At 66.2% G+C, this 24,510-nt stretch carries 21 protein-coding genes; 6 read left to right on the top strand and 15 right to left on the bottom strand.

Annotation, left to right across the window (positions count from 1 at the left end; translation table 11 throughout):
• Nucleotides 1-37: 37 nt before the first annotated feature.
• Genes V9L18_RS04705 through V9L18_RS04685 form a run of 5 tightly spaced genes read right to left on the bottom strand, consistent with a single transcriptional unit; the run spans nucleotide 38 to nucleotide 6,040 of the window.
• On the bottom strand, nucleotides 38-1,489 hold the full coding sequence (locus V9L18_RS04705; RefSeq protein ID WP_337346014.1) for an aldehyde dehydrogenase (NADP(+)): 1,452 nt from the start codon (nucleotides 1,487-1,489) through the stop codon (nucleotides 38-40).
• A gap of 54 nt (nucleotides 1,490-1,543) precedes the next feature.
• Nucleotides 1,544-2,653 (bottom strand): mandelate racemase/muconate lactonizing enzyme family protein, encoded by a 1,110-nt coding sequence (locus tag V9L18_RS04700; RefSeq protein ID WP_337346013.1) that lies wholly within the window; start codon nucleotides 2,651-2,653, stop codon nucleotides 1,544-1,546.
• Nucleotides 2,653-3,558, bottom strand: coding sequence for a 5-dehydro-4-deoxyglucarate dehydratase (locus V9L18_RS04695; RefSeq protein WP_337346012.1), 906 nt, complete (start codon nucleotides 3,556-3,558; stop codon nucleotides 2,653-2,655). The genes V9L18_RS04700 and V9L18_RS04695 overlap by 1 nt, the downstream gene beginning before the upstream one ends.
• Nucleotides 3,555-4,523: an NAD-dependent epimerase/dehydratase family protein gene (locus V9L18_RS04690; protein ID WP_337346011.1), complete on the bottom strand. Its 969-nt coding sequence runs from the start codon at nucleotides 4,521-4,523 to the stop codon at nucleotides 3,555-3,557. Before V9L18_RS04690 ends, V9L18_RS04695 begins: the two co-directional genes overlap by 4 nt.
• Before the next feature lie 32 nt (nucleotides 4,524-4,555).
• Nucleotides 4,556-6,040 (bottom strand): Gfo/Idh/MocA family oxidoreductase, encoded by a 1,485-nt coding sequence (locus V9L18_RS04685; protein WP_337346010.1) that lies wholly within the window; start codon nucleotides 6,038-6,040, stop codon nucleotides 4,556-4,558.
• A gap of 342 nt (nucleotides 6,041-6,382) precedes the next feature.
• On the opposite strand from V9L18_RS04685, the gene V9L18_RS04680 reads away from it, so the two are divergent.
• On the top strand, nucleotides 6,383-7,417 hold the full coding sequence (locus V9L18_RS04680) for a LacI family DNA-binding transcriptional regulator (RefSeq protein WP_337346009.1): 1,035 nt from the start codon (nucleotides 6,383-6,385) through the stop codon (nucleotides 7,415-7,417).
• A gap of 7 nt (nucleotides 7,418-7,424) precedes the next feature.
• Here V9L18_RS04680 and V9L18_RS04675 read toward each other — a convergent pair whose 3' ends face one another.
• Entirely contained in the window at nucleotides 7,425-8,114 is a 690-nt protein-coding gene (locus V9L18_RS04675) for a FadR/GntR family transcriptional regulator (protein WP_337346008.1), read from the bottom strand.
• Nucleotides 8,115-8,228: 114 nt separating this feature from the next.
• On the opposite strand from V9L18_RS04675, the gene V9L18_RS04670 reads away from it, so the two are divergent.
• Nucleotides 8,229-9,563, top strand: a complete 1,335-nt coding sequence (locus V9L18_RS04670; protein ID WP_337346007.1) for an alpha-hydroxy acid oxidase — start codon at nucleotides 8,229-8,231, stop codon at nucleotides 9,561-9,563.
• Nucleotides 9,564-9,591: 28 nt separating this feature from the next.
• Here the strand turns inward: V9L18_RS04670 and V9L18_RS04665 are convergent, their stop codons facing one another.
• Nucleotides 9,592-10,137: an ArsR/SmtB family transcription factor gene (locus V9L18_RS04665; RefSeq protein ID WP_337346006.1), complete on the bottom strand. Its 546-nt coding sequence runs from the start codon at nucleotides 10,135-10,137 to the stop codon at nucleotides 9,592-9,594.
• A gap of 155 nt (nucleotides 10,138-10,292) precedes the next feature.
• Between V9L18_RS04665 and V9L18_RS04660 the strand changes: the two genes are divergently transcribed.
• A complete protein-coding gene (locus V9L18_RS04660) occupies nucleotides 10,293-10,796 on the top strand; it encodes a hypothetical protein (protein ID WP_337346005.1) in 504 nt (167 codons plus the stop codon).
• Between the two features lie 12 nt (nucleotides 10,797-10,808).
• Here V9L18_RS04660 and V9L18_RS04655 read toward each other — a convergent pair whose 3' ends face one another.
• A complete protein-coding gene (locus V9L18_RS04655; protein ID WP_337346004.1) occupies nucleotides 10,809-12,020 on the bottom strand; it encodes an acetoin utilization protein AcuC in 1,212 nt (403 codons plus the stop codon).
• 104 nt (nucleotides 12,021-12,124) lie between these two features.
• Here V9L18_RS04655 and V9L18_RS04650 point away from each other — a divergent pair, with 104 nt between their 5' ends.
• Nucleotides 12,125-13,558: a TrkH family potassium uptake protein gene (locus tag V9L18_RS04650; protein ID WP_337346003.1), complete on the top strand. Its 1,434-nt coding sequence runs from the start codon at nucleotides 12,125-12,127 to the stop codon at nucleotides 13,556-13,558.
• The gene (locus tag V9L18_RS04645) at nucleotides 13,551-14,237 is read left to right on the top strand and encodes a potassium channel family protein (protein ID WP_131135094.1); all 687 of its coding nucleotides are present in this window, start codon (nucleotides 13,551-13,553) and stop codon (nucleotides 14,235-14,237) included. The genes V9L18_RS04650 and V9L18_RS04645 overlap by 8 nt, the downstream gene beginning before the upstream one ends.
• A 57-nt stretch (nucleotides 14,238-14,294) precedes the next feature.
• Here the strand turns inward: V9L18_RS04645 and proC are convergent, their stop codons facing one another.
• The 7 genes from proC to V9L18_RS04610 form a co-directional block, all read right to left on the bottom strand.
• Complete coding sequence (proC, locus tag V9L18_RS04640; RefSeq protein WP_337346002.1) at nucleotides 14,295-15,128, bottom strand: pyrroline-5-carboxylate reductase; 834 nt, start codon at nucleotides 15,126-15,128, stop codon at nucleotides 14,295-14,297.
• A 305-nt stretch (nucleotides 15,129-15,433) separates the two neighbouring features.
• On the bottom strand, nucleotides 15,434-16,450 hold the full coding sequence (locus tag V9L18_RS04635) for a Ppx/GppA phosphatase family protein (protein ID WP_337346001.1): 1,017 nt from the start codon (nucleotides 16,448-16,450) through the stop codon (nucleotides 15,434-15,436).
• A gap of 52 nt (nucleotides 16,451-16,502) precedes the next feature.
• A complete protein-coding gene (locus tag V9L18_RS04630) occupies nucleotides 16,503-16,955 on the bottom strand; it encodes an SseB family protein (RefSeq protein ID WP_337346000.1) in 453 nt (150 codons plus the stop codon).
• Between the two features lie 46 nt (nucleotides 16,956-17,001).
• Nucleotides 17,002-19,731, bottom strand: a complete 2,730-nt coding sequence (gene topA, locus V9L18_RS04625) for a type I DNA topoisomerase (protein WP_337345999.1) — start codon at nucleotides 19,729-19,731, stop codon at nucleotides 17,002-17,004.
• Between the two features lie 132 nt (nucleotides 19,732-19,863).
• On the bottom strand, nucleotides 19,864-20,505 hold the full coding sequence (locus V9L18_RS04620; RefSeq protein WP_337345998.1) for an ArsR/SmtB family transcription factor: 642 nt from the start codon (nucleotides 20,503-20,505) through the stop codon (nucleotides 19,864-19,866).
• 82 nt (nucleotides 20,506-20,587) lie between these two features.
• Nucleotides 20,588-22,258, bottom strand: a complete 1,671-nt coding sequence (locus V9L18_RS04615) for a DUF7059 domain-containing protein (RefSeq protein WP_337345997.1) — start codon at nucleotides 22,256-22,258, stop codon at nucleotides 20,588-20,590.
• 35 nt (nucleotides 22,259-22,293) lie between these two features.
• Nucleotides 22,294-23,073, bottom strand: a complete 780-nt coding sequence (locus V9L18_RS04610; protein ID WP_337345996.1) for a MerR family transcriptional regulator — start codon at nucleotides 23,071-23,073, stop codon at nucleotides 22,294-22,296.
• A gap of 271 nt (nucleotides 23,074-23,344) precedes the next feature.
• On the opposite strand from V9L18_RS04610, the gene srmL reads away from it, so the two are divergent.
• On the top strand, nucleotides 23,345-24,502 hold the full coding sequence (gene srmL, locus V9L18_RS04605) for a PheS-related mystery ligase SrmL (RefSeq protein WP_337345995.1): 1,158 nt from the start codon (nucleotides 23,345-23,347) through the stop codon (nucleotides 24,500-24,502).
• Nucleotides 24,503-24,510: the final 8 nt, after the last annotated feature.

Raw genomic sequence — 24,510 nt, 5'->3', positions numbered from 1 at the left:
CGTTTCGTTTAAACCGACGTTATCTGCGAGAGCGTTCTTACGGAAGAACCAGCTCACCGTCCACGCGGCGCGGAATTCCCAGCGGGTTGCTTTCGCGGAGCGCCGGGTGCAGGACCGTTTCCGGAGCATCCTGGTAGGCCACGGGCCGCTGGAAACGACGGACCGCCGTCGCGCCTACCGAGGTGAAAAGCGATGTGGTGGCGGGGTACGGGCCGCCGTGCTGCTGGGCCCAGTTCACTGCGACCCCGGTGGGCCAGCCGTCGAAAAGGACACGGCCAGCGAGGCCGGACAGCTGCTCCACGAGTTCTGCGACATCCTCGCCCGGCTGGGCGTGGACCGTGGCGGTCAGGCTGCCGGGAACCTTGGCCAGGACAGCGGACAGCTCTTCCTGGCTCGCGTATTCGATCAGCAGCGTGGTGGGGCCGAAGCATTCCTCCAGCAGTTCGTCCGGGCGCTCCAGGACGTTGGCGGCGGAGGTGGAGAAGACCACTGGTGCGGCGCCGTCGCGGGTGGCGTCCTGGTCTGCTGTGCCGCTGACGATGGTCACGTCGGGCAGCGAGGCCACGCTGCGCAGGCCATCCGGGTAGGCGTCGGAGATGCGGGTGGTGAGCATGGCCGCCGTCGGCTTGTCCTTGCTGGCCTCTGCGAGTTCTGCGGCGAAGCCCGAACCCGACGGAATGAACACCAGGCCCGGCTTGGTGCAGAATTGGCCGGCACCCATGGTGAACGAGGATGCGAGGCCCGCCGCGAGCTGGCTGGAGCGCTCGGCCAGCGCCGCAGCGGTGATGACCACCGGGTTCAGGCTGCCAAGCTCGCCGTAGAAGGGGATGGGATCGGGCCTGGAGACGGCGAGGTCAAAGAGCGCCCGGCCACCCGGGATGGAGCCCGTGAAGCCCACCGCCTTGATGGCGGGATCCTGCACCAGCGCGGTGCCCACCTCTCGGCCGCTGACCAGGGCGAACAGGCCATCCGGGGCACCGGCGGAACGCAGGGCTTCCGTGACCACCTCGGCCGTCCGCTCGGAAAGCTTCAGGTGCCCCGAGTGGGCCTTGACGATGACCGGGCAACCCACGGCCAGGGCGGAAGCGGTGTCGCCGCCGGCAACGGAGAACGCGAACGGAAAGTTGGAGGCTGAGAAGACGGCCACCGGACCGATGGGGCGCAGGATTCGGCGCAGGTCCGGCTTGGGCGGGGTGGCGGACGGGTCCGCATGGTCAATGATCGCCTCAAGATAGGAGCCTTCGGTGATCACGCGGGCGAAAAGCCGAAGTTGTCCGGACGTGCGGGCCACCTCGCCGGTGAGCCGGACCGTGCCGAGCCGGGTCTCCGAGTCGGCGATCTCCACCAGTTCGGCCACGTTGGCGTCAACCGCGTCGGCGACGGCGTTGAGCCAGCCTGCCCGCTCCTTGTCCGTCGCCGCAGCGGCGACAGAGGCTGCCCGGGCGGCGGCAGCGGTGAGTTCGGAAAGTGAAAGGGTTGCAGTAGTCACTGGGGTACCTGTATTTCGTCGGGAAGTGTCGTATCGGCGGTCATAGGATCTGCATCAGGGCGAGGGCGTGTCCTTGAAGCGGAAGCCAAGGCCCGGCTGATCCGTCAGGGTCAGGCGGCTGTTGCTGAAGCGGACCGGTGAGGGCCCCGCCAGGATGCCCAGCCGTTCGAAGGAAGCATCCTCCACGTCTTCCACCAGCGTGGGCTCCGCCAGGGTGAGGGCCAGCTGGCCGGAAAGTTCCGGCAGCAGGTGGGGCATCACGCGGATGCTGTTGGTCCGGGCCAGTTCCACGATCCGGCGGAACGGTGTGATGCCACCAACCCGGATGATGTTGGGCTGGATGATGTCCACCGCTTCCGCCTCAATGAAATCGCGGAACCGGTAGATGGTGTGCAGGTTTTCGCCGAGGGCAATGGGGACGGGCGAGTGCTTCCGCAGCCTCCGGTAGGCCCAGAGGTCGTCCGCGCGGATGGGTTCCTCGAGCCATTCCAGGCCGAACTCCGCGAGGACGTCCAACGCTTTGAAGGTTGTGGGCAGGTCCCAGCGCTGGTTGGCGTCAATCATGAGCTTGCGGTCCGGACCGAGCACGGTCCGGACCGCGGCCACGCGTTCGGCGTCCTCACAGATATCGGGTTTGCCCACCTTGATCTTGACGGCCCGGTGTCCGGCCGCGACCCAGCGTTCGGCCTGGGCCACCAGCTCCTCCAGCGTGTAGTGCAGGTTCACCCCGGAGCCGTACACCTCCGCGGACTCCTGCCGCTGGCCCAGAAGCCCGGTGACTGAGGTCTGTGCGCGGCGGGCCTGGAGGTCCCAGAGGGCAAGGTCGACGCCGGCCATCGCGATGGTGGTCAGTCCCCCGCCGCCGGCCTCATGCAGCCGCTTCCACAGTGCGTCCCACACCGTCTCGGGGTTGGCGGGCAGACCTGTCACGAAAGGTGCGATGTCGTAGTCGAGGAGTGCTTTGACGGCCTGCGGGCCAATGGTGGGCGTCCAGGAAAAACCATGCCCCGCACCGCCGTCGTCCGTCTGGATTTCCGTAACGATCACGTGGTTTTCCGGGGCTTCCACTCCCCAGCTGCGGCGCAGCGGGACGGTCAGGAGCCGCGTGGACAGACCGGTGATGAGCGGTGCGGTCCGGACGCTTTCGACGGCGGGCGCGCTCATCAGCGGCCGGCCAGCTCGTAGCCCTTGGCCAGGATGGACTTCAGCTGGACCAGTTGCTCCTCGGTGGGGTCCACCAGCGGCGGGCGGACGCCCCCAACAGCCAGGCCGCCCAGGCGCAGGCCCGCCTTGATCAGCGAGACGCCGAAACCCGGGGTCTGGTCACGGAGCCGCACCAGTGGAGCGTAGAAACCCTCGAGAAGGGCGTTGCGGCGCTCCTCGTCACCGGACATGTAGGCGTCGTAGTACGCCTTGGCGATCTCCGGTGCCATGGCGAACGCGGCCGAAGAGTAGAGCGGGATGCCCAGGCCACGGTAAGCGCCCTGGGTCAGTTCGGCGGTCAGCAGGCCGTTGAAGAAGGCGAAGTCCTCGCGTCCGGTGGCGCGGACCGCGGAGACGATCTCCTGGGCCAGGCCCACGTCTCCCAAGCCGTCCTTGAAGCCGATCACCTTAGGGTTGGCTGCGAGGTGTGCCATGGAGGCAGCAGTGAACTTGGCGTTGCCGCGGTGGTAGACGATCACTGGCAGGCTGCTGGCGTCAGCAATTGCTTCGATGTACGCCACCAGGCCGTCGGTGGGGCCGGTGACAAGGTACGGCGGCAGGACCAGGAGTGCGTCGGCACCGGCTTCCTCCGCCACGCGGGCAGCGGCCAGGGCGTGGCCCAGCGGTCCGCCGGCTCCGGCGACCACCGGCACCTTCCCTGCCACAACTTCGACGGCGGCAGTCACCACGGTGCGCACCTCATCGATGCTCAAGGCATGGAATTCACCGGTCCCGCAAGCGGGAAAAACGCCGCCGGGCCCGAAGGGAAGCCGCGAGCCGATGTGCTCCTTGAGGAGCTCCACATCGATAAAACCTTCCGGCGTGAACGGGGTGACGGGAAAAAACAATACGCCGTCGAGTTTCATGGTGTCTCCTTGGATCCGGCTCCGGCTGTGACCAGCGAGGCGGCTGTCTCGTCGTTGAGGTTGGTGGTGGTTTTCAGTTCGGTCCGCCAGCTGCGTTGGGGTTCCCAGCCGAGCAGGTCGCGGGCTTTGGTGATGGAGAAGGCGGGGCTGGTGCCGGTCAGGCCGGCGGCCAGGGCTTCGCTTCCGGGCAGGAAGCGCGGCATCAGCTCTGCCAGTGGCGCCGTTGCGAGGGCGTCAGCTGCTCCGACGAAGAAGGTTTCCCCGTTCGGGATGGAGTCCATCTTCTGCAGGAGCACGTCCAGGAAGTCGGCGACGTCGCGGGCGTCCACGTAGTTGAACAGTGCCGGAGCCGACAGGGCAGGGTCCGCCAGGCGCTCGGCCACGGTATGGCCCTGCTGCGTGGGCGCACCTTCCCACTCCTCCGGGGAGATTACGTAGCAGGGCCGGAACGCGGCATAGCGGATCTTCTCCCCCTGGGCCGCGGCGAACATCTGAACGGTCTGCTCGGCGATCAGCTTGGACAGCGCGTACGCGTTCCACGGCTTGGGCGTGGTGCGCTCATCCAACGGGAAACTGTCCGGCAGCCAGCCCGCCGGGCAGCCGTAACCCAGCGCGGTGGGGCTGCTGGCCGTGATGATCTTGCCGATACCAAGTTCCGTGGCGGCGCTGATCACTGCGAACGCCAACCGGGTATTGGTGGCGAAGATGACCTCTTCCGGGGCACTGAACGGCACGGCGATCGCCGCGAGGTGGATGACGGCGTCGGGCTTGGTTTCCTTCAGGAGGCGCAAGGCCTCTCCCGGGACCAGGAGGTCGCCGGTTGCCTGTACGACGCCGGCCGGCAGCTGGTCCAACGGGATGGCGTCGCGGTCCACGGAGATGACCTCGTACCCGGCTTGCGCCAGCCCGGCCACCACGCTGCGTCCCAGCCGGCCGGAGCCGCCGGTGACAAAGATCCTGCTCATGATCGTTTCCTTGAGGATTTCAGGGCAGCGGACTAGGCGCCGCGGCGGAGGTCGGCGCCGAGATCCAGGTCCTCGATGCGGACGGGAAGGGAAGACTCCAGTGACCGGTTGCCGGCGATGCCGACGGAGACGGAGCGGAGGCCGTCAAGGTAGCCGGAGGGACGGCCCAGCGGGTCCTCGCCGGGACCGTTGAAAAGGTCTGAAAGGAGGAGCTCGTCGCCGCCGCCGTGGCCGCCTTCACCGTTGACAATGGGCACCTCGTAGGCAGCTTCCCAGTGGCGCTGGACCACCAGGCGTTCACCGTTGCGCCGGATGGCGTCCTCTTCCTCGACAGGGGTGGCGCTGGGGTCAACCACGGTCTTCTTGTCGGTGCTGCTGAGTACGGCGGCGCGCTCCACTACTTCGAGTTCGGCCCGGCCTTCGGTGCCGTTGACGGCAACGCGGTAGCCTTCCCACGGGCTGTGGGCGTTCAGGGAGTAGCTCAGCCGTGGCCCGCCCTGGTACTCCACCACCAGTGCCAGGTTGTCCTCGATGGTGATGCCGCCGGTGAAGACGTCCTGGTCGCGGCGGTAGCCGTCGTAGTGCTCGTTGTCGAGGAAGAGTGCCTTGAGGCGCTCATCGTCGCGCAGGTCCAGCGCAAACGGATCCTTTTCGACTGTTTTGTCCCCGAAGCCGGGGCTGTCGACGTCGGGCGTTCCACGCTCCGGACGGGGACCCAAGCCGCGCTCCGCGGCGTTCTTGTCGCCGTAGAACTTCAGCCCGCCGGAGGCGAACACGCGCTCGGGCACGTCATTGATCCACCAGTTAACGAGGTCGAAGTGGTGCGATGCCTTGTGGATCAGCAGGCCGCCGGAATTCTTCTTCTCGCGGTGCCAGCGGCGGAAGTAGTCCGCTCCGTGGACCGTGTCCAGGACCCAGCTGAAGTCAATGGAGGTGACCTTGCCGATCACGCCGCTCTGGATGATCTCCTTCAGGGCGCTGTTGCGCGGTGAGTAACGGTAGTTGAACGTGACCACCACGTTGCGGCCCGTCTCTTCCACGGCTTTGGTGATGCGGCGGCAGCCTTCGGCGTCGATGGTCAGTGGCTTTTCGACGACGACGTCGGCGCCCGCCTCGAGGGCCTCCACGATGTAGTCCGCGTGGGTGTAGTCCGGCGTGGTCACCACAACCCGGTCAATGTTGTTGGCCTGGATGAAAGCGCTCAGCCCCGCGGGGTCGAACGAGGCAACCGGCCCCGGGGCCCCGAGTTCCTGGATGAGCTTCTGGTAGAACTCCACCCGGCCGGGGTTGACGTCGGAGAACGCTACGAGTTCCGCGGTGTCAGAGTGCTTGCCAAAGATCGCGCGGATATACATCTCGGAGCGGCCACCGGTACCGATCAGGGCAATGCGCGCCTTGGTTCCCGCACCGGGCTCCTGGGCAAGTGGCTCACGGGCGAGTGATTCCTGGGCGCCAACGGCGGCGGTGCCGGTCAGCGGAGCGGCGGTAGCAGAACTCGATTCGGCTGTGTTGACCATGAGGGTCCCTTTCAAAGGCTTAATACCCGGCCGGAGGACGGCCGTTCGTGTGACGCAATGTGCCGGTTGCTGGACAGTACTGAGAAAGCGTTTTCTCAGAAGCGTTATATGATTTGTATCAAGAGCAACCTGCTCACGTCAACCATTATCCTCCCTGTGGGAAAGCGTTTTCTAGGTGGCTGCCCCGTTCGGCATCTCCGCGGGTTTTCCGGATCGTCCGGCTCAGCATAGAAATCGCTTTCCGAAGGCGTTATATGCTTTTTCTCACGACACCGCCATCTGCCGGAAACATCGCCAGCCCTCGGGCGGCAGAATGGCCGAGGGACCTACGAAAGGCAGACCATGGTCAGGAGATCGGCAACCGGCAGGATCGGCATCGCGGATGTTGCCGTCAAGGCCGGCGTTTCGCATGCCACGGTTTCGCGGGTGATGAACGGCAACTTCACCGTCGACCCGGAGATTGCAGCCCGCGTGCGGGCCGCGGCAGCGGAACTGAAGTACCAGCCGAACCCGGTCGGCCGCAGTCTTGCCCTGGGAAAGACGGACACCATTGGCATTGTGGTCCCGGACCTCGCCAACCCCACCTTCCAGGCCATCCTGCGCGGGCTCAGCCGAGCCGCGGCACAGGACGGATACCGCGTCCTGATCGCTGATTCCTTCGAAGTCTCCAGCGAGGAAGCAATCCTGGCCGGAGAGGCCCGACGTCGGTGTGACGGCCTGGTGCTGTGCGCGCCGCGCATGAGCGACGCCGAACTGGAGGAGCTAGTGCCTTCGCTGCACCCACTGGTGCTGATCAACAGGACTACGGCCGCCTCAGGCGTTCCCAGCCTGGTGGTGGACTACGGGCAGGGGGTCCAGGACCTCGCAGGGCACCTTGTGGAACTCGGCCATACGCGCCTGGCGTTCCTTGCGGGTCCGCCGCGCAGCGCATCCAACGGGCTCAGGCTCCAGGGCCTGGAAGCCTTTAAGGCCGCCCATCCCCAGGTGGAGGTCCTGATGCTCGAAGGCGGCTCCGACTTCGATACCGGGCACGGAGCAGTTGACGCCGTGCTGGACAGCGGCGCCACGGGCATTCTGGCGTTCAACGACCTCGTTGCCATGGGCCTGATGAGCGGACTCCACGAGCGCGGAGTGGACGTGCCCGGCGACATCTCGGTCACGGGCTTCGACGACATCCCGTTCGCCCGGTACACCACGCCCACCCTCACCACCGCCGCCGTGCCCATCACCGAGCTTGGCCAGCACGCCTGGCAGCAGATGCGTGCGCTCATCCGCAAGGAAGAAAACGACGCGCCGGGCAGCCGCTACCAGCCACGGCTTGAAATCCGGGCCAGCAGCGGGCCGGCCAAAGCTCCACGCACCGCAGCGCACGGCTGAGGCAGTTTCAGGAGCGCCTGACGCCGGCTTCGCGGTAGTAGCCCTCGATATGGGCAGCCACAAGCTTGGCCGCCCGTTCGCCGTCGTTATTCCGGATGGCCTCCAGGATTTCGCGGTGCTCCGTCCGCAGCCGCTTCGCAGTGGCATCCCAGTCAGGCAGGTTGCCCGTGAGCTGTGACGCGTAGCCAGTAATGGATTCGCGCAGGGAACCCATCATGGCACTGACCACTGCGTTACCTGCGGCGTCGGCCAGGGCAAGGTGGAAGCGGACGTCCAGGGCGAGGAAGTCATCCACGGCCATCCCGTCGACATCCATTTCCTCCAGGAGACGGGCCGCCCCGGTGAGCTCCGGAGAGTCGGGGTGGGCATGTGATGCAGCCCAGGATTCCAGCAAGACACGCGTCTGGACAATGTCGGATACCGGCAGGTGCTGCGTGGCCACGTGAAGCCGAAGGGCCGAGCCGAGTGCCGCCGTCGGATCCGAGATCACCACGGTGCCGGCCTCCGGACCGGAACCGACGCCGGCCCGGACTACCCCCATGGCCTCGAGAATGCGGATCGCCTCGCGCACTGAGGTGCGGGAGACCTGCAACTGCTCTGCGAGGGTCCGTTCGGCGGGCAGCCGTCCGCCCACGGCCAGTTTGCCTTCGGAGAGCTGGCCCTCGATCCAGTGCAGGACAAGCTGGTGGGTACGCATACCGCCATCCTACTTGATGTGGTTGGACCACATGCCCTAGAGTGTGGTTAGACCACACGAGCGTGACCATCAATGCATGTCCGCGAGCTGTCCGGCCCACCAACGGAGGAAGCCATGACCCACACGATCCAGCCGAACAATCCCGAGACCACCCCCGCCCCGGACGCCACCGATACCCCGGCTGCATCCACACCTCGTCCCGCAGCACCGTCGGCTGTACCGGCAGCACTGAAGCGCCGCATTCCGAAATACTCGGACCTGGCGCCGCTGATGCAGTTCAAGAAGCCCGAGTTCAGCAAGGAAGCCCGGCTCAAGCGCGCCAGCACCATCTGGGAACTGCGCGATATCGCCAAACGCCGCACCCCGCAGGCGCCGTTCGACTACACCGACGGTGCCGCCGAAGCCGAGATCACCCTGCGCCGCGCCCGCGAAGCTTTCCTGGACATCGAGTTCCGGCCCGGCATCCTGCGGAACGTCTCCCAGATCGACCTGGGCACTGAAATCCTGGGCAAGTCCTCCCGGCTTCCGGTAGGCATCGCCCCCACCGGGTTCACCCGCATGATGCAGTCCGAAGGCGAATACGCGGGCTCCCAGGCAGCAGAAGCCGCAGGTATCCCCTACACTCTTTCCACCATGGGCACCGCCTCCATCGAGGATGTGGCCGCCGCCGCCCCGAACGGCCGCAACTGGTTCCAGCTGTACCTGTGGACGGACCGTGACCGCTCGCTGGAACTGATCGAGCGCGCCGCCAAGGCGGGCAACGACACCCTCATGGTCACCGTGGATACCGCCGTCGCCGGCGCCCGCCTGCGCGACGTACGCAACGGCATGACCATCCCGCCGGCCCTGACGATCAAGACGGTCCTGGACGCGTCCTACCGCCCCGCCTGGTGGTTCAACTTCCTCACGCATGAGCCGCTGACCTTCGCCTCACTGTCCCGCTACACCGGCACTGTGGCGGACCTCATCAACTCGATGTTCGACCCCACCCTGACATTCGAGGACCTGGACTGGCTGCGTGAGACCTGGAAGGGCAAGCTCGTGGTCAAGGGCATCCAGACCGTGGAGGACGCCCGCAAGGTGGTGGACCACGGCGCCGACGGCGTAGTGCTCTCCAACCACGGCGGCCGCCAGCTGGACCGCGCGCCCATCCCGTTCCACCTGCTGCCCGGCGTGAAGGAAGCTTTCACGAAGGACAACTCGGATGCGGCCATCATGCTGGACACCGGCATCATGAGCGGCGCGGACATCATCGCGGCCCTGGCCCTGGGCGCGGACTTCACGTTGATCGGCCGGGCCTACCTTTACGGCCTGATGGCCGGCGGCCGGACCGGCGTGGACCGTGCCCTCCAGATCCTGGAGAAGGACATGGCCCGCACCATGGCCCTGCTGGGTGTCAGCAAGATCTCGGAGCTGACCCCTGACCACGTGCGCCTGCTCAACAAGTAGCCCGCCCGCCCAACGGGGTAATTAGGGGCTACTTTTTGCGGCCGAACTTCGGGAGGTTCGGCAGGTTCGCCAGCAGGTCGGCGGCCTTGGTGGCGGCGCGGCCCACGGTCCGGCCGATCTGCTGCGGGACGGTGTCGTCGCTGAGCGGGGCTGCAGTACCGCCCGGAATGACGACGGCGGGGCTCAGCTCGGCGTCCTCGCGCGCCAGGACAGCCGCCACGGCTTCATTGTCCGGCACCGGTGTAGCGGCGGCATGCTGTTTGCCGGCTTCCGAAGCGGGCGCCTCAGGCGATTTTGAAGCGGCGGCTGCCGGACCGACGTTGAACGTTTCCAGCCAGCTGACGATCCCCTCCAGGGGCTTTGGGTTCAGCGCGTAGTAACGCTTCTGGCCCTGCGCGCGCATGCTGACGAGCTGGGCCTCACGGAGGACCTTCAGGTGCTTCGAAATAGTGGGCTGGCTCGCGTCCAGTTCCTCCACCAACTCCCCTACGGCCTTATCCCCGGCACGCAAGGATACGAGGATGTCGCGCCGGGTTGCTTCCGCAATGACGGCAAATACGTCGTCTGTCACCATGCCTCCCACCCTAGCGACATATACGCCGGAAGGCATCAACTATTTCGGCCCGTATCCGAACGCCATTGCCCAAGTTCCCGCGTGGTGCTAGAACGGTTCCACGGTTGCCCCGGACCAAACAGGGGCATCCGCTCAGGGATGAGGAGTGGGTGGCTATGGATTTCCTTCGCCAGCAGCTGTTCAACATCATCGCGTTTGTTTTTCTGGGCCTCTTTGTGGCGGTTTGGGGCTCCGTTTTACTGCGCGTCGGGTTCTGGGTACCGGACGGCAGGACCGTGGCACCGCCCCTGAATGGAGCGCTGGTCACGGCGGCCGGAGTGCTGGCCACGTCGCTGAGTTCGCTGACGGCGTCGGCGCTGGGGTTCACCATCGCCGAAGTCCGCCGCGACGAGCGCGAGCAGGAAGCCCGACGGCCTTCGGGACCCGGGGCTCCCGGCGGCGCCATGGGCTTCAATCCGTCCGAAGTCACGGCCCGACTCTCCGGACGGATCGTCGCAGCCGTAGTGGTCTACCTCGCGGTGGGACTGCTGGTCCTGTTGCTCTGGCTGATCAAGGGAACGGCGTCCACGGACCTGATCGGGGCATTCGCGCTGTCGCTGCTCGGCTGGCTGATCGGCGCCGCCGGCGTGGTTTTCCAGACGGAGAAGCCAACTACCTGACCAAAGCCGGCGTCAGTCGAACCAGGGGTCCAGGCCGTGCAGCGGGAAAACGGCCTTGCGGGTGGCCATGACCGAGCGGTCCACGGCGTCGTTGGGGTCGAAGCCCACTTCCCAGGAACGCCACCAGACTTCCACGTCATCACCCATGAGTCCCGGCGTTGCCGCGCCGAACTTCTCATCAACATACGTGCGCCAGTCCTCCGGCACGGGCGTCCGCAGCGGTACCGGACGGCCGGCTGCGATGGCGATCAGGTGGCTCCAGGACCGGGGCACCACATCCGTGACGTTGTACCCGCCGCCGCCGGTGGCGATCCAGCGGTTGCCGCAGTAGCGTGCGGCGAGATTTCCGACGGCGGTCGCGGCCTCGCGCTGGCCGTCCACGCTGAGGTTGAGGTGGGTCAGCGGATCCGTGCGGTGCGAATCGCAACCGTGCTGGCTTACGATCACTTCGGGTTCGAAGGCTCCCACCAGTTGTGGCACAACGGCATGGAACGCCCGCAGCCAACCGGCGTCTCCGGTGCCTGAGGGCAGCGCAACGTTGACGGCGCTCCCTTCCGCTTGCGGGCCGCCGACCTCGTTCGCGAAGCCGGTTCCCGGGAACAGCGTGAGTCCGCTTTCGTGAAGCGAGATGGTGAGCACCCGGGGGTCGTCCCAGAAGATGCTTTCCGTCCCGTCACCATGGTGGGCATCGACGTCGATATATGCCACGCGCCGGATGCCGCCGTCGAGCAGTCTTTGGACGGCAAGGGCTGAGTCGTTATAGATGCAGAAGCCGCTCGCCCGGTCGCGGGCGGCGTGGTGCAGGCCGCCACCGAAGTTCACCGCGTGAAGCGAGGATCCGTCCAGGATTGCCGTGGCCGCGAGCAGCGAGCCGCCCGCCAAACGCGCCGCGGCCTCGTGCATGCCCGCAAAGGCGGGATCGTCCTCGGTGCCCAGTCCCCGGGATTCGTCCGGCGAGGATGGATCGTCACTGACCTTGTGCACCGCCGCCACGAAGTCCGGTGCGTGCACGGTCTCCAGCTCGGCGTCGGACGCCACCTCCGGGGCCGCCACCGAAACATGCGGGAGGTCCAGCAGGCCCAGGCTCCGCGCCAGGCGGGCGGTCAGGTCCATCCGTTCAGGCGCCATGGGGTGCCCCGGGCCAAAATTGTAGGCGGTCATGGCGGAATTCCACACCACCGTCGTTGGCGGCGCGGGCTGGCTGAGACCGGGCAGGTATGTCATCAATCACAGGCTACCTGAGCATGCCGCCCCTCCAGCCCGGCCATTACGCGACCTTTAGTGGTTTACTACTGGAGGAAACAGTTTCAACCGAGGAAAAGCCACCCATGACGCAACGCCAGTCGAGGCCCCGGAACCCGGCCAGCTGGCACCCCGCCGCACCGGAGCGCGAAGGCCTCTGGATCTTCACCCAGCTGCGCGACTTCATTGACGACATCGCCAACACCTCCCCTGCCCGGCTTGCCCTGAGCGCGTTCGCCGCTGTCTGCCTGGTCTTCACGTTCCTCCTGTCACTGCCCATCTCCTCAGCCGCCGGTGCGGCCACCCCGTTGCACCAGGCCATGTTCACGGCAGTGTCAGCCGTCTGCGTCACCGGCCTGACGGTTGTTTCGACTGCGGTGCACTGGTCGTTCTTCGGCCAACTGGTCATCCTGGTAGGCGTCTTCGTGGGCGGCCTGGGAACACTGACCCTCGCCTCGCTGCTGGCCCTGATGGTCAGCAAGAAACTGGGTGTGCGCGGCAAGCTGATCGCCCAGGAAGCCATGAACAACGCCGGCCGCCTCGGCGAGGTAGGTACGCTGCTGCGGATCGTCATCACCACCTCGGTGGTGATCGAGGGGGTCCTGGCCCTGGCGCTGATTCCCCGGTTCATGACACTCGGCGAGCCGTTCTGGCAGTCGGTGTGGCACGGCATCTTCTATGCCATCTCATCGTTCAACAACGCCGGCTTCACCCCGCATTCGGACGGGATCGTGCCCTACGAGACCGATCTGTGGATCCTGGTCCCCCTCATGCTCGGCGTTTTCCTGGGCAGCCTGGGGTTCCCCGTGGTAATGGTCCTGCAGCAGAACGGGCTCAACTGGAAGAAATGGAACCTGCACACCAAGCTGACCATCCAGGTCTCCTTCATCCTGCTCGCGGCCGGGACCGTTCTATGGGGTCTGATGGAGTGGGACAACGCCCGGACCATCGGCCACATGGACCTCGGCGACAAGATCACGCACGCGCTGTTCGCTTCCGTCATGACCAGGTCCGGCGGCTTCAACCTCGTGGACCAGAACCACATGGAGTCCACCACCATGCTGCTGACGGACGCGCTGATGTTCGCCGGCGGCGGCTCGGCCTCCACGGCGGGCGGCATCAAAGTCACCACGATCGCCGTGATGTTCCTTGCCATCATTGCTGAGGCCCGCGGCGACGCCGACGTCAAGGTCTACGGCCGAACCATCCCCCAAGGCACCATGCGGGTGGCCATCTCGGTGATCGTGGCGGGCGCAACCCTGGTGTCCGTCTCCGCGTTCCTGCTCCTGCAGATCAGCGGGGCGTCCCTGGACCGTGTGCTCTTCGAAACCATTTCAGCCTTCGCCACCGTGGGACTAAGCACCAACCTCAGTGCCGAGCTGCCGCCGTCGGGCGTTTATGTCCTGACTGCCCTGATGTTCGCAGGCCGCGTAGGCACCGTTACGCTTGCAGCTGGCCTGGCCCTGCGCCAGCGCAGCCAGCTGTACCACTACCCGGAAGAGAGGCCCATCATTGGCTAATTCCTCAGGCGCGCCCAACCGGCCCGCCCACAACGCCCCGGTCCTGGTGATCGGCCTGGGCCGCTTCGGCTCCTCCACGGCGGAGCAGCTGGTCAAGCAGGGCCGCGAAGTGCTGGCCATCGAACGGGACCGCACCCTGGTCCAGAAATGGGCGCCGCTCCTGACGCACGTGGTGGAAGCCGATGCCACCAACATTGATGCACTGCGCCAGCTCGGCGCGCAGGAGTTCAGCTCGGCCGTGGTGGGTGTAGGGACGTCCATCGAGTCCTCGGTGCTGATCACGGTGAACCTGGTGGACCTGGGCATCGAACACCTATGGGTCAAGGCGATCACCCCGTCGCACGGCAAGATCCTCACCAGGATCGGCGCCAACCACGTGATCTACCCCGAGGCTGACGCCGGCGTCCGCGCCGCACACCTGGTCTCCGGCCGGATGCTGGACTTCATCGAGTTCGACGACGACTTCGCCATCGTCAAGATGTACCCGCCGCGCGAAACCGTCGGCTTCACCCTGGATGAGTCCAAGGTCCGGTCCAAATACGGGGTCACGATCGTTGGCGTGAAGTCACCGGGCGAGGACTTCACCTATGCCCGGCCTGAGACCAAGGTTTCCGCCCGCGACATGCTGATCGTGTCCGGCCACGTGGACCTGCTGGAACGGTTCGCGGCGCGGCCGTAATCCCCAACCGTTCCCTATCCTCGCAAGCTCGGCCAGGGAACCCTGCGCGGGTGGGGACTAGCTGAGTTGTTTGGTGATCTCCGCGGCGCGGTCCGCGGCGGCGCGGGCACCGGCGGCGATGATTTCCGGTATGCCGCGCTCGTCAAAAGTGGCAATGGCACGTTCGGTGGTGCCGTTGGGGCTGGTCACAGACTTACGCAGGGCTGAGGGATCAGCGCCAGGCTCGGCCAGCATGAAACCGGCGCCTGCCACGGTCTCCCGGGCCAGCAGCAAGGACAGCTCCGGATCCAGGCCCAGCTCCACCCCGGCAGCGGCCATGGCTTCGGCCAGGTAGAAAGCATACGCAGGGCCGGAGCCGCTGATCGCCGACAATGCATCCACCTGTTCCTCGGGCACCTCTACAACGGTGCCGGCCGGTTTGAGGATCTCCTTAGCCAGCTGGAGCTGCTCTGGTGAACAATTGGTTCCCGCGGACACCGACACCACACCGCGCCCCAACTTGGCAGGAACGTTGGGCATGGTCCGGATGACCGGCTGCCCCGCCGGCAGCGCCGCTTCCAGCTGCGCCAGGGATACGCCGGCTGCCACGCTGATCACGATGGTCTGTGGCGACAGCGATCCGCTGATCTCCCGTGCGAGGTCCGCGATGCCCACCGGCTTGGTTCCCAGGATGACGACGTCGGACCTCTTCGCAGCCTGCTTGTTGTTCTCCGGTTCCTCTTCGCCCGCGATGGCGGTGATTCCATGGTGGCGGGCCGCCAGTTCGGCCGCCCGTTCAGCCCGCCGGACTGTTGCCACGATGTCGGCGGGGTCGGCGCCGCCGTCAATCAGGCCACCCAGGATGGCTTCGTTCATGGACCCACAGCCAAGGAATGCGATTCGGTTGCTCATGGATCCATCATTGCAGTTCGAACCCTGCGCTGCCGAAACTGCAAGTGAACGGACGACGGCGGAACTCGCCCTCGGCGATTCACAGGCGGCTCCCATGTTCGGCGCAGGAACTTCACAAGTTGGCGCTCTAACGTAGTTATTACCTCATTGAGGGTGCGAGTGATGCGGCAAGCATGGGGATGTTTGCCCGAGGCACCGGTGGTCCGCAGCAGGTTTTCCCCCATTTTCCTGCTGCGGGCGCCGGTGCTTTCGCGTTAAGGGGCGTTCGAGCCGGAAGTCTTTTCGATTGGGGCGCAAAAGCACACTCAGAGGGGCACAGCTGCCTGCGGATCCCCGATGTACGGGGCGCCTACCTGGGGCGCGCTGACGTGCGGAGCCGGCTCCAGCGGCCCGGCAAACACCAGCTGGTCCAGCCGCCGCAGGATCAGGCCTTCACGCAAGGCCCACGGGCAGATCCGAATCTTCTTGAATTTGAACAGTTCCAGCGCGGCCTCCGCCACGAGCGCCCCGGCGAGCAACTGGTTGGCCCGGGCCTCGGAGACGCCAGGCAGGTGCAGCCGGTCCTCGGTTTTCATGGCCGAGATGCGCTGCGCCCAGACGCCGAGGTCCGTCCCGTTGAGTTCGCGTTTGACGTAGGGGCCGGCGATGCTGGGCGCCGCACCGGCAATCCTGGCCAGTGACCGGAAGGTCTTGGATGTCCCCGCGACGAGGTTGGCACGCCCCAGTCCGTCGAACTGGCGGACCGCGGGCTTGAGGGTTGCACGGATGTACCGGCGCAGTTCCTTCACGCTCTTGGCCGACGGCGGATCCTCAGCCAGCCAATCCCGCGTAAGCCTGCTGGCCCCCAAGGGTACGGAGGTGGCCATCTCCGGCAGCTCGTCCTGACCGAAGGCCATTTCGAAGGAGCCACCGCCGATGTCCAGGTTCAGGATTGGTCCGGCTCCCCAGCCGTACCAGCGGCGGACAGCGAAGAACGTCATGGACGCCTCTTCACTGCCCGTCAGCTCCTCCAGGGTCACGGTGGTTTCGTGCTTGACCCGGGCCAGTACTTCCGGGCCGTTGGTGGCTTCGCGGATGGCCGACGTACAAAAGGCCAGCAGGTCCTCGGCCTTGTGCTTGGCCGCAAACTCCCAGGCTTCCAGAACAAACTCGGTCAGTTCGTGCTGCCCGGCATCGGTGATGTTGCCATCGGCATCCAGGTACTGGACCAGGGAGAGCGGCCGCTTGTGCGAAGCAAAAGGTACGGGGCGCGCGCCAGGGTGGGCGTCGACCAAAAGGAGGTGGACAGTGTTGGACCCGATATCGAGGACGCCTAGCCGCATCCTGCCATTATTCACCCGCACTGCCGTCGGTTATAAACGGAGCGGGAACATGTCAGTTGGCGCTGGGATCCGCCGGGGCGCCGTCCGGGAGCTCATCGGCCCGCTTGAAGTCGCGCTTGATGTTGGCCACACCCTCGGGGTTGATCTCGAAGCCGAATGCAGCGCCGGGGTTGATGACCATTCCCAGTTCCTCCCCGATGTTGGCGATGATGGCCGCGCCCTGGGTTCCGAGGATATTCGGGGCCGCGGCCAGGTACTGCTCATCTACCCTGCTGGGGTGGGAGAAGACCGCCAGGACGGGGTCGCCGTCGGCATTGGCCAGCACAAGGGGCTCCACCTGGGAGTCCTCTCCTTCGATGCCCTCGGTGCTGACAACGTAGACCTCGCTGTTGAGGAACGACAGGATAACGTCCACCGGGCTGGCCTCGGGCTGTCCGCCCTGGGCGAGCTTCTCTTCGAGGTCGTTCAGGGGCGTGGTGTCGGCGGTGCCGGGCTGTTCAGTCATGTATCTACTCGACCACGTTGTGCCCGGCACCGCAAACCACCGATTGCTACTTCTTGGCGGCGGCCTTCTTCTTCGCCGGGGCCTTGCGGGCAGTCGTCGTGCGCTTAACCGGACCCTTGGCGCGCTTCTCGGCGAGCAGTTCCACAGCCTGTTCCCGCGTCAGCTCCTCCAAGGACGTGGCGCGCGGAACGGTGATGTTGGTGATGCCGTCGGTGATGTACGGGCCGAACCGGCCTTCCTTCACCACAATGTTCTTTTCCGATACCGGGTCCGGACCGAACTCGGCCAGCGGCGGCACAGCGGCACGGGCACCGCGCTGCTTGGGCTGGGAGTAGATCTCCAAAGCCTGCTCCAGCGTGATGGTGAAGATTTCCTCTTCCGACCCGATGGAACGGGAGTCAGTGCCCTTCTTCAGGTACGGGCCAAAGCGGCCGTTCTGCACCGTAATAAGGTTTCCTTCGGCGTCCTCGCCCAGGACCCGGGGCAGGCTCATCAGCTGGAGCGCTTCGTCCAGGGTGACGGAGTCCACGGTCATCGACGCGAACAGGGAACCGGTGCGCGGCTTAGCCTTGACGGGCTTCTTCGGTGGCTTGGGCTTGCCGTTCTTGTAGTACTCCACAGGCTGGTTGGCCAACTGTTCGTCGGTCATCTCCGGGATAATTTCGGTGACGTAGGCGCCATACCGGCCGTTCTTGGCCACCACGGTGTGCCCGGTGTGCGGGTCCGCACCCAGCACGCGTTCTTCCGGCGCGGCCGTCTCCATCAGCTCGATGGCCTTGGCTGCGGTCAGTTCGTCAGGAGCCAGGTCCTCGGGGACGTTGGCGCGGGAAGACTCCACGATTTCGCCGGTCTTGGCGTCCACGGTGGGGGTGGTGCTCTCCAGGTAGGGGCCGAACTTGCCAACTCGCAGCGTGATCTGGTCCGTGATGGGAATGGAGTTGATCTCGCGGGCATCGATCTCGCCAAGGTTGTTGACGATGCTCAGCAGGCCCGGGTCGGCGTCTTCACCGTAGTAGAAGTGCTTGAGCCAGGCGGACCCAACAGCCTGGCCATTGGCGATCTTGTCCAGGTCGCCTTCCATGTCTGCGGTGAATTCGTAGTCAACGTAGTCGGTGAAGTGCTGTTCCAGCAGGCGGATCACCGAGAAGGCGATCCAGCTGGGCACCAGGGCCGAGCCCTGCTTCCGGACGTAGCCGCGGTCCTGGATGGTGGAGATGGTGGAGGCATAGGTGGACGGGCGGCCGATACCCTTCTTCTCCAGCTCGGCCGTCAACGATGCTTCAGTGAAGCGCGGCGGCGGCGAGGTTTCGTGGCCCACGGCGACGATTTCTGACGCCGAGAGAGAGTCGCCCTTGGCCACATTGGGCAGCCGGCGGGCTTCTTCGGTGTCGTCGTCGCCGCGGCTTTCGTCCTTGCCTTCCTCGTACGCGGCCAGGAAGCCGGGGAAGGTGATGACGGTGCCGGAGGCGGAGAATTCTGCGTCCCGCCCGTCAGAGGCAACGGCGCCCAAGCGGATGGTCGCCGTCGAGCCCTTGGCGTCGCCCATCTGGGATGCGACGGTACGCTTCCAGATCAGTTCGTACAGGCGGAATTCGTCGCCGGAAAGCTGCTTGGCCACCTGCGCCGGGGTGCGGAAGGAGTCACCGGCGGGGCGGATGGCCTCGTGGGCTTCCTGCGCGTTCGCGGCCTTGCTGGAGTAGACGCGGGGTGACGCCGGGATGTATTCCGGGCCGTACAGTTCGGAGGCCTGCCGGCGGGCGGCCGTTACGGCTTCATCGCTCAGCGCCGAGGAGTCGGTACGCATATAGGTGATGTAGCCGTTTTCATACAGGCGCTGGGCGATCTGCATGGTGCTCTTGGAGGAGAAACGCAGCTTACGGCCAGCCTCCTGCTGCAGCGTGGAAGTGGTGAACGGCGCGGCCGGACGGCGGGTGTACGGCTTGGTTTCGACGGAGCGGACCAGGAAGTCCGCGTCCTGCAGGCCCGCTGCCAACGACGTAGCGAGTTCCTCGTTAAGGTGAACGGCGTTGCGGGCGGTGAGCACGCCGTCGTCGTTGAAGTCCCGGCCGCTGGCCACCTTGGCGCCGTCTACAGCGGCAAGTTTCGCCTTGAACGAGGCGGACCCGGCGCCGAACTGGCCGGTCAGGTCCCAGTAGGAAGCCGCTTTGAACGCCATGCGTTCGCGTTCGCGGTCCACCACCATCCGGGTGACTACGGACTGCACACGGCCGGCGGACAGGCCGCGGGCCACCTTGCGCCAGAGGACCGGGGAAATCTCGTAGCCATAGAGGCGGTCCAGCACGCGTCGGGTTTCCTGGGCGTCCACCAGGGCGGCGTCAACATCGCGCAGGTTGTCCATGGCGCGGTGGATGGCTTCCTTGGTGATTTCTCCGAAGGTCATCCGGTACACGGGGACCTTGGGCTTGAGCACTTCCAGCAGGTGCCACGCGATGGCCTCGCCCTCGCGGTCCCCATCGGTTGCGAGATAAAGAGCGTCAGCATCTTTGAGTTGGGCCTTGAGCTCGGCGACCTTTTTCTTCTTGTCGGCCGACACCACGTAGTACGGCTTGAAGTCGTTTTCGATGTCGACGGCAAACTTGCCAACCGAGGTCTTCTTCAATTCTGCGGGGAGCTCAGACGGCTGCGGCAGGTCGCGGATGTGACCGATGGAGGCCTCTACGATGAAGCCCTCGCCGAGGTACTTGGCGATGGTCTTGCTCTTGGCCGGAGACTCCACAATCACGAGTTTCTTGCCGGTTTTGGCCTTGCTTGGCACGGTGCTCCTACAGAAAAAGGTTGCTCGGGCAGATGAGCCCATATTGGCCTAGTTCACCATATTTTGGACAATCGTGCGCATTCGGCGTGAAAAACGTGCGCCCTCCAAGTGCGGTCCCGAGCCTCGGCTTTCCTACGTTTCCGCAGGTCCGGATGCAACTTCAGGGGCCATCCGAGCTACCGTCCGGTCGTCCGGGATCAGCGACCACATAGCGGCCATCCGCTCGGCTCCTTCGGGGATCCGGTGTGGATCGTCCAGTTCGTATTCACCGAGCAGGGCGAACAGGCGCCGGGTCAGATCGGCCTGCTGCTCGCGGGTGAGGTAAAGCAGTTCGCTGGCAAGCACGACGGCAGTGGGGGCCTCGGCAGGTGCGCCGGCGCGGCGGTGCTCATCCCGCGTCCTGGCATACGCGGCAGCGCGGCGGCGGAACGCATCCAGCTCAAGGTCAACGACCGGGCTGGCCACTCCCCCGCCCGAGTTGATGGCGAAGTCTGTGCCCGCAGCCTTCCAGCGCCGTTCCCGGGCATCCCCCTCGGTGGGCGCCGGGACCACGATGCCCCATTTCTGCAGGGCGCGCAGGTGGTAGCTCATGGCGCTGGGAGTCAGGCCTGTCTGCGCGGCCAGTTCGGTGGCCGTCCGGCTGACCTGGGTGGAATACAGCTCGGAAATGACCTCCAGCCGGGCGGCATGGGCCAGGGCCCGGATAGCCCTTGGATCGGTGATTTCCACCTTTTTCTCCAGGCGGGCGCGGCGGCCTGCAGGTTCCGTATTCACGGCTCCAGTGTATCCAGCGCCCTCCAGCTGTGAAGGAACCCTTTGATATCGGCGCCGATGACTTCACTCGTCCAGGCGAAGGTCAGGCGGGCAGCAGGAAGCCGTCCCGCACCAGGTTCGCCACATCGGCGAGGAGCCCCCTGTGGAACGCGCCGGCGTCGAACCCGTCCTCTCCTGACAGGCTGCCGCCCAGGAGGGCCTCCAAGGCGCCCGCGATCTGCCCCACGGTCAGGTCGCCGTCGCACGCGGACACGAATCCGGCAAGTTCCGTACTTAGCAGGTTGGTCCGGCGCAGCCCGGCGCCTTGGCGGAGCAGGATCACGCCCGGGTGCTCGGCTCCGGGGCGCTGGTGGCGTTCCTCCGTGACATCGTCCGCGACCAGCAGGTGCGCGTCCTCCAAGCTGTTGGCAGCCAGCCAGTCTGCACGTTCGACGGCGGCGCCCAGGTGGGGGCCGATGGGTTGTTCGATGGGGTACGTGATTTCCTCGAACCGGCTGATGACCGCGGACTGCGGTTCCGAGTTGAGGGGCCGGCGCAGCCAGACCATGCCGAAGCCGATGCCAGCCACGTTCCGGGACGCGAAGTCTGCAAGGTAGGCGGCGTAGGCGTCCCGGTAGTGCTGCCGGTCGCGGGATTCGGAAGCGTCCTGCAGCCAGGTTTCGGCATACTGCACCGGCGCCACCAGCTCCCGCTGGATGAACCAGGCGTCCACGTCCGAACCAGCCCAGCTTTGCGGCCTTTCCTGCCACTGCGAGCCCGTCGGGACTTCCCAATTGCCTAAAAGCTGGGCTGTTCCGCCCGGGGCGAGGACCGAAGGAAGTGCCCTGACGAGCGAGGCTACAATGTCGTCGCCCGGTAGCCCGCCGTCCCGGTATGTGAACTGTCCGGATGCGTCCTCGCCAAGAGTCCGGGGCGTGATGACAAACGGCGGGTTGGACACCACCAACTCGAACTCCTCCCCGGCCACCGGCTCCAGCAACGACCCCCGCCGCAGGCTGACGCGGTCCTCGAGCCGGTCCGGGTCCAAGCGCAGCGCCTCGGCGTTCAGGAGCAGGTTGAAGCGGGTGAAGGCCAGTGCCCGCTCTGAGATGTCCGTGGCCGTGACGTGCTCGGCATGGTGCAGTAGGTGGAAGGACTGGATGCCGCAGCCAGTTCCCAGGTCCAGGGCCTTGGCGACCTGGCGGCGGATGGTGGTCTGCACCAACGTGGTGGAGGCCTGCCCGATCCCCAGTACGTGGTCGTGCCGCAGCACGCCGGCCTGCTGGTGCGCGGCGAGGTCGCTGGCCACCCAGAGCTCGGCGCCTTCCCAGCCGTACGGGCGCAGGTCGGCCTTGGCCTGGAGCAGGTCCGCAGCTGGCTCCCCAGAGCCGGACTGGCCAGAGCCGGGCACGGGCTCAGCCAGCCCCAGCTCCACCAGGCCCTCGGCACGGATTCCCGGCAGGGCGGCGTCGAGCGTTGCCCGTGTCTGCGGCTCCGCCAGCAGCCAAAGGCGTACGACGGCGGCAAGGGCCGCGTCTGTTGATCCGCCACCGGCGGGGTCACCTTGCGCGGCAGTTTCGGTCGCCAGCAGCGCCGGGATGAGCTGGTCCCGGTTCAGCGCGAGGTAGGCCGACTCGCCCATCAGCCCGGCCACGCCGTCGAGCGTGTACCCCACGCTGCGGAGATCCGCGGCGAGAGTGGTCAACAGGCCGGGGAGGTCGCTGCGCGGGGCGTCGGGGGTGTTGCCGGCTAGGAAAAGGGTGGAATCAGTCACCGGTCAAGTCTATTGGCGGGCCCCCACGCTGACGTTTACAGGTTCCGCTCCGCGTAGATCTTCAGCGTGTCACGGACGAAGGTGGCCCCCTCCGTCCCGCCGTAATTCTTGGCAAACCGGGGGTCGGCCACGTACATCTCACCGAGACCGGCGACGTAGGCCTTGACGTCGTCCTTGCCCGCATCTCCCTTGCCGCGGGCGTCCGCCGCGGGGGTGCCCGGGATACCGGTCAGCCATTCGACGTGCCGCTTCGCGATCGCCTGCGCCTCTGTACTGTCCGGGGCTACGCCGGCCTGTGCGGCAGCAATCCAGTCCTCGCCCAGTTTCTGCGAGCGCTGCTTCCATGCGGCCTTCTCGCTGGTACTCATGCCGCGCCACCAGGAGTCCCCCTTGGCATAGGCGTCCTTGCCCCAGCGTTCTTCGACTTCGTCCTTGTACTGCGTGTGGTCGAAACCGTTGAACATGTCCTCTGCCATGATTTCGCCACCTCCTTTCACTGCTTCGATGGTTTGGGTGACCGACGCGATCTGCCGCGCCAGCCTGTCCTGTTCCTGCTTCAGCCAGTCGAGGTGCCCGGTGAGCGCCTTGGCTGCGTCTGCTTCGTCGTCGAGCACTTGGCTGATGACCGGAAGGCCCAGCCCCAGTCCGCGCAGGAGCAGGATGCGCTGGAGCTGCACGAGCGCATCCTGGTTGTAGTAGCGGTAGCCGTTGTGCCCGGTGCGGCTGGGCTTGAGCAGGCCGATGTCGTCATAGTGCCGAAGTGTCCTGCTGGTGGTGCCGGCGATCCGGGCGATGTCCTGGATGGACCAGTCCATGGCGTCCTCCTTTCCGTGACTTCCGTGGGCTTCCGTGCGCCTCCGTGGCTGATACTTCGACGATAAAGGTTGACGTAGCGTCAAGGTCAAGGGCTTTTGGGCGTGCGGCGTATCATGGACCCATGCAAACGCAGCAGCGATTTATCAGCCCTCGGCCGTTCACTGGCCGCACGGGCTTCCCATCGCGCGCCTGACGCTGCCGGGGTCCGTCCGGCGCAGCGGCTGAGGGTGTACTCCCCCTCCCGTATCTGATGCATCAAGGACCCCCGACATGAAGAAATACCTTTCCCTGGCCCAACTCAACTCTGCCCTTTCCCTGCGTGACCTGTCCGATCCCGCGGCCGGCCCGCACGCCATGCAACTGCTCCTGGCCGACGTCGTCGCGGCGCTGGAGCGGCTGTGGGCCGTGCCGTCCCGGACCCACCGGCTCAACCCCCTCGTGGCCACCGCTGACAATTACGACCGGCTGGCATACTCGCCTGACGACGTCACCCGGAATTCGCGCTATTCCCGCCACGTCAGCCCTACGGTGATGCTCCGAAGCCACACTTCAGCGGGCATTCCGGCACTGCTGGATTCGCTCCGGGGCGAGCTGGGGCACTACGACGAACTCCACGTCCTGCCCGGACTCGTCTACCGCCGTGATGCGATCGACCGCACGCACGTGGGCGCCCCGCACCAACTGGACCTGTGGCGGCTCAAGGCGCGCGGGCTACTGGGGACTTCAGACCTCGAGGCGATGATGGCCGCAGTGGTGGAGGCGGTCCTTCCGGCGCCCCTGCACCCTGACGTGCAGTGGCGCGCCACGCCGGCAAGGCACAGCTATACGGCGGCGGGCCGGCAGTTGGACGTGCTCGTGACCCAGCCCGATGGCCGCCGGGAATGGCTCGAACTCGCGGAGTGCGGGCTGGTGGCCGCTCCGGTGCTCCGCGGTTCCGGCCTGGACCCACGGCGCTGGGCAGGCCTGGCCCTGGGCATGGGGCTGGACCGGGCACTGATGCTGCGGAAGGGGATCACGGACATCCGGCTGCTGCGGTCCGGGGAGCCGGAGGTCCAGTCTCAAATGCTGGACCTATCTCCGTACCGTCCCGTCTCTGCCCTGCCCGAAATCCGGCGCGACCTCTCCCTCGTGTTGGACTCCGGAGCCGATGCCGACGTCGAACTCCTGGGCGACCTCGCCCGTACCGCCCTGGGGTCAGACGCCGACGTCCTGGCGGCCCTGGAGGTGGTGGCGGTGACCACGACGGCGGAGCTGCCGCCGGCCGCCGTCGAACGCCTCAGGATGGGTGCCGGGCAAGTCAACGTACTGCTGCGGCTGGTGCTGCAGCCACTGGACCGGACGCTGACTGACCGGGAGGCCAACGTGCTGCGGGACAGGGTCTACCTGGCGTTGCACCGCGGCGAGGCCCTGGAGCTGATTGCGGGGTAAGGATGGCC

The sequence above is a fragment of the Pseudarthrobacter sp. CCNWLW217 genome (assembly GCF_037203985.1).
GTDB lineage: Bacteria > Actinomycetota > Actinomycetes > Actinomycetales > Micrococcaceae > Arthrobacter.
Note: the sequence above shows the minus strand (reverse complement) of the source record. Positions and strands in the feature narration are given on the sequence as shown.

What these genes read in the sequence shown, in the direction of transcription:
- V9L18_RS04675 (WP_337346008.1), bottom strand. Translation starts at nt 8,114, where the DNA reads ATGCGTACCCACCAGCTTGTCCTGCACTGGATCGAGGGCCAGCTCTCC.
- V9L18_RS04700 (WP_337346013.1), bottom strand. Translation starts at nt 2,653, where the DNA reads ATGAGCGCGCCCGCCGTCGAAAGCGTCCGGACCGCACCGCTCATCACC.
- V9L18_RS04665 (WP_337346006.1), bottom strand. Translation starts at nt 10,137, where the DNA reads ATGGTGACAGACGACGTATTTGCCGTCATTGCGGAAGCAACCCGGCGC.
- V9L18_RS04635 (WP_337346001.1), bottom strand. Translation starts at nt 16,450, where the DNA reads ATGCGGCTAGGCGTCCTCGATATCGGGTCCAACACTGTCCACCTCCTT.
- srmL (WP_337345995.1), top strand. Translation starts at nt 23,345, where the DNA reads ATGAAGAAATACCTTTCCCTGGCCCAACTCAACTCTGCCCTTTCCCTG.
- V9L18_RS04685 (WP_337346010.1), bottom strand. Translation starts at nt 6,040, where the DNA reads ATGGTCAACACAGCCGAATCGAGTTCTGCTACCGCCGCTCCGCTGACC.
- V9L18_RS04650 (WP_337346003.1), top strand. Translation starts at nt 12,125, where the DNA reads ATGACGCAACGCCAGTCGAGGCCCCGGAACCCGGCCAGCTGGCACCCC.
- V9L18_RS04610 (WP_337345996.1), bottom strand. Translation starts at nt 23,073, where the DNA reads ATGGACTGGTCCATCCAGGACATCGCCCGGATCGCCGGCACCACCAGC.
- proC (WP_337346002.1), bottom strand. Translation starts at nt 15,128, where the DNA reads ATGAGCAACCGAATCGCATTCCTTGGCTGTGGGTCCATGAACGAAGCC.
- V9L18_RS04655 (WP_337346004.1), bottom strand. Translation starts at nt 12,020, where the DNA reads ATGACATACCTGCCCGGTCTCAGCCAGCCCGCGCCGCCAACGACGGTG.
- V9L18_RS04670 (WP_337346007.1), top strand. Translation starts at nt 8,229, where the DNA reads ATGACCCACACGATCCAGCCGAACAATCCCGAGACCACCCCCGCCCCG.
- V9L18_RS04630 (WP_337346000.1), bottom strand. Translation starts at nt 16,955, where the DNA reads ATGACTGAACAGCCCGGCACCGCCGACACCACGCCCCTGAACGACCTC.
- V9L18_RS04660 (WP_337346005.1), top strand. Translation starts at nt 10,293, where the DNA reads ATGGATTTCCTTCGCCAGCAGCTGTTCAACATCATCGCGTTTGTTTTT.
- V9L18_RS04695 (WP_337346012.1), bottom strand. Translation starts at nt 3,558, where the DNA reads ATGAAACTCGACGGCGTATTGTTTTTTCCCGTCACCCCGTTCACGCCG.
- V9L18_RS04680 (WP_337346009.1), top strand. Translation starts at nt 6,383, where the DNA reads ATGGTCAGGAGATCGGCAACCGGCAGGATCGGCATCGCGGATGTTGCC.
- V9L18_RS04690 (WP_337346011.1), bottom strand. Translation starts at nt 4,523, where the DNA reads ATGAGCAGGATCTTTGTCACCGGCGGCTCCGGCCGGCTGGGACGCAGC.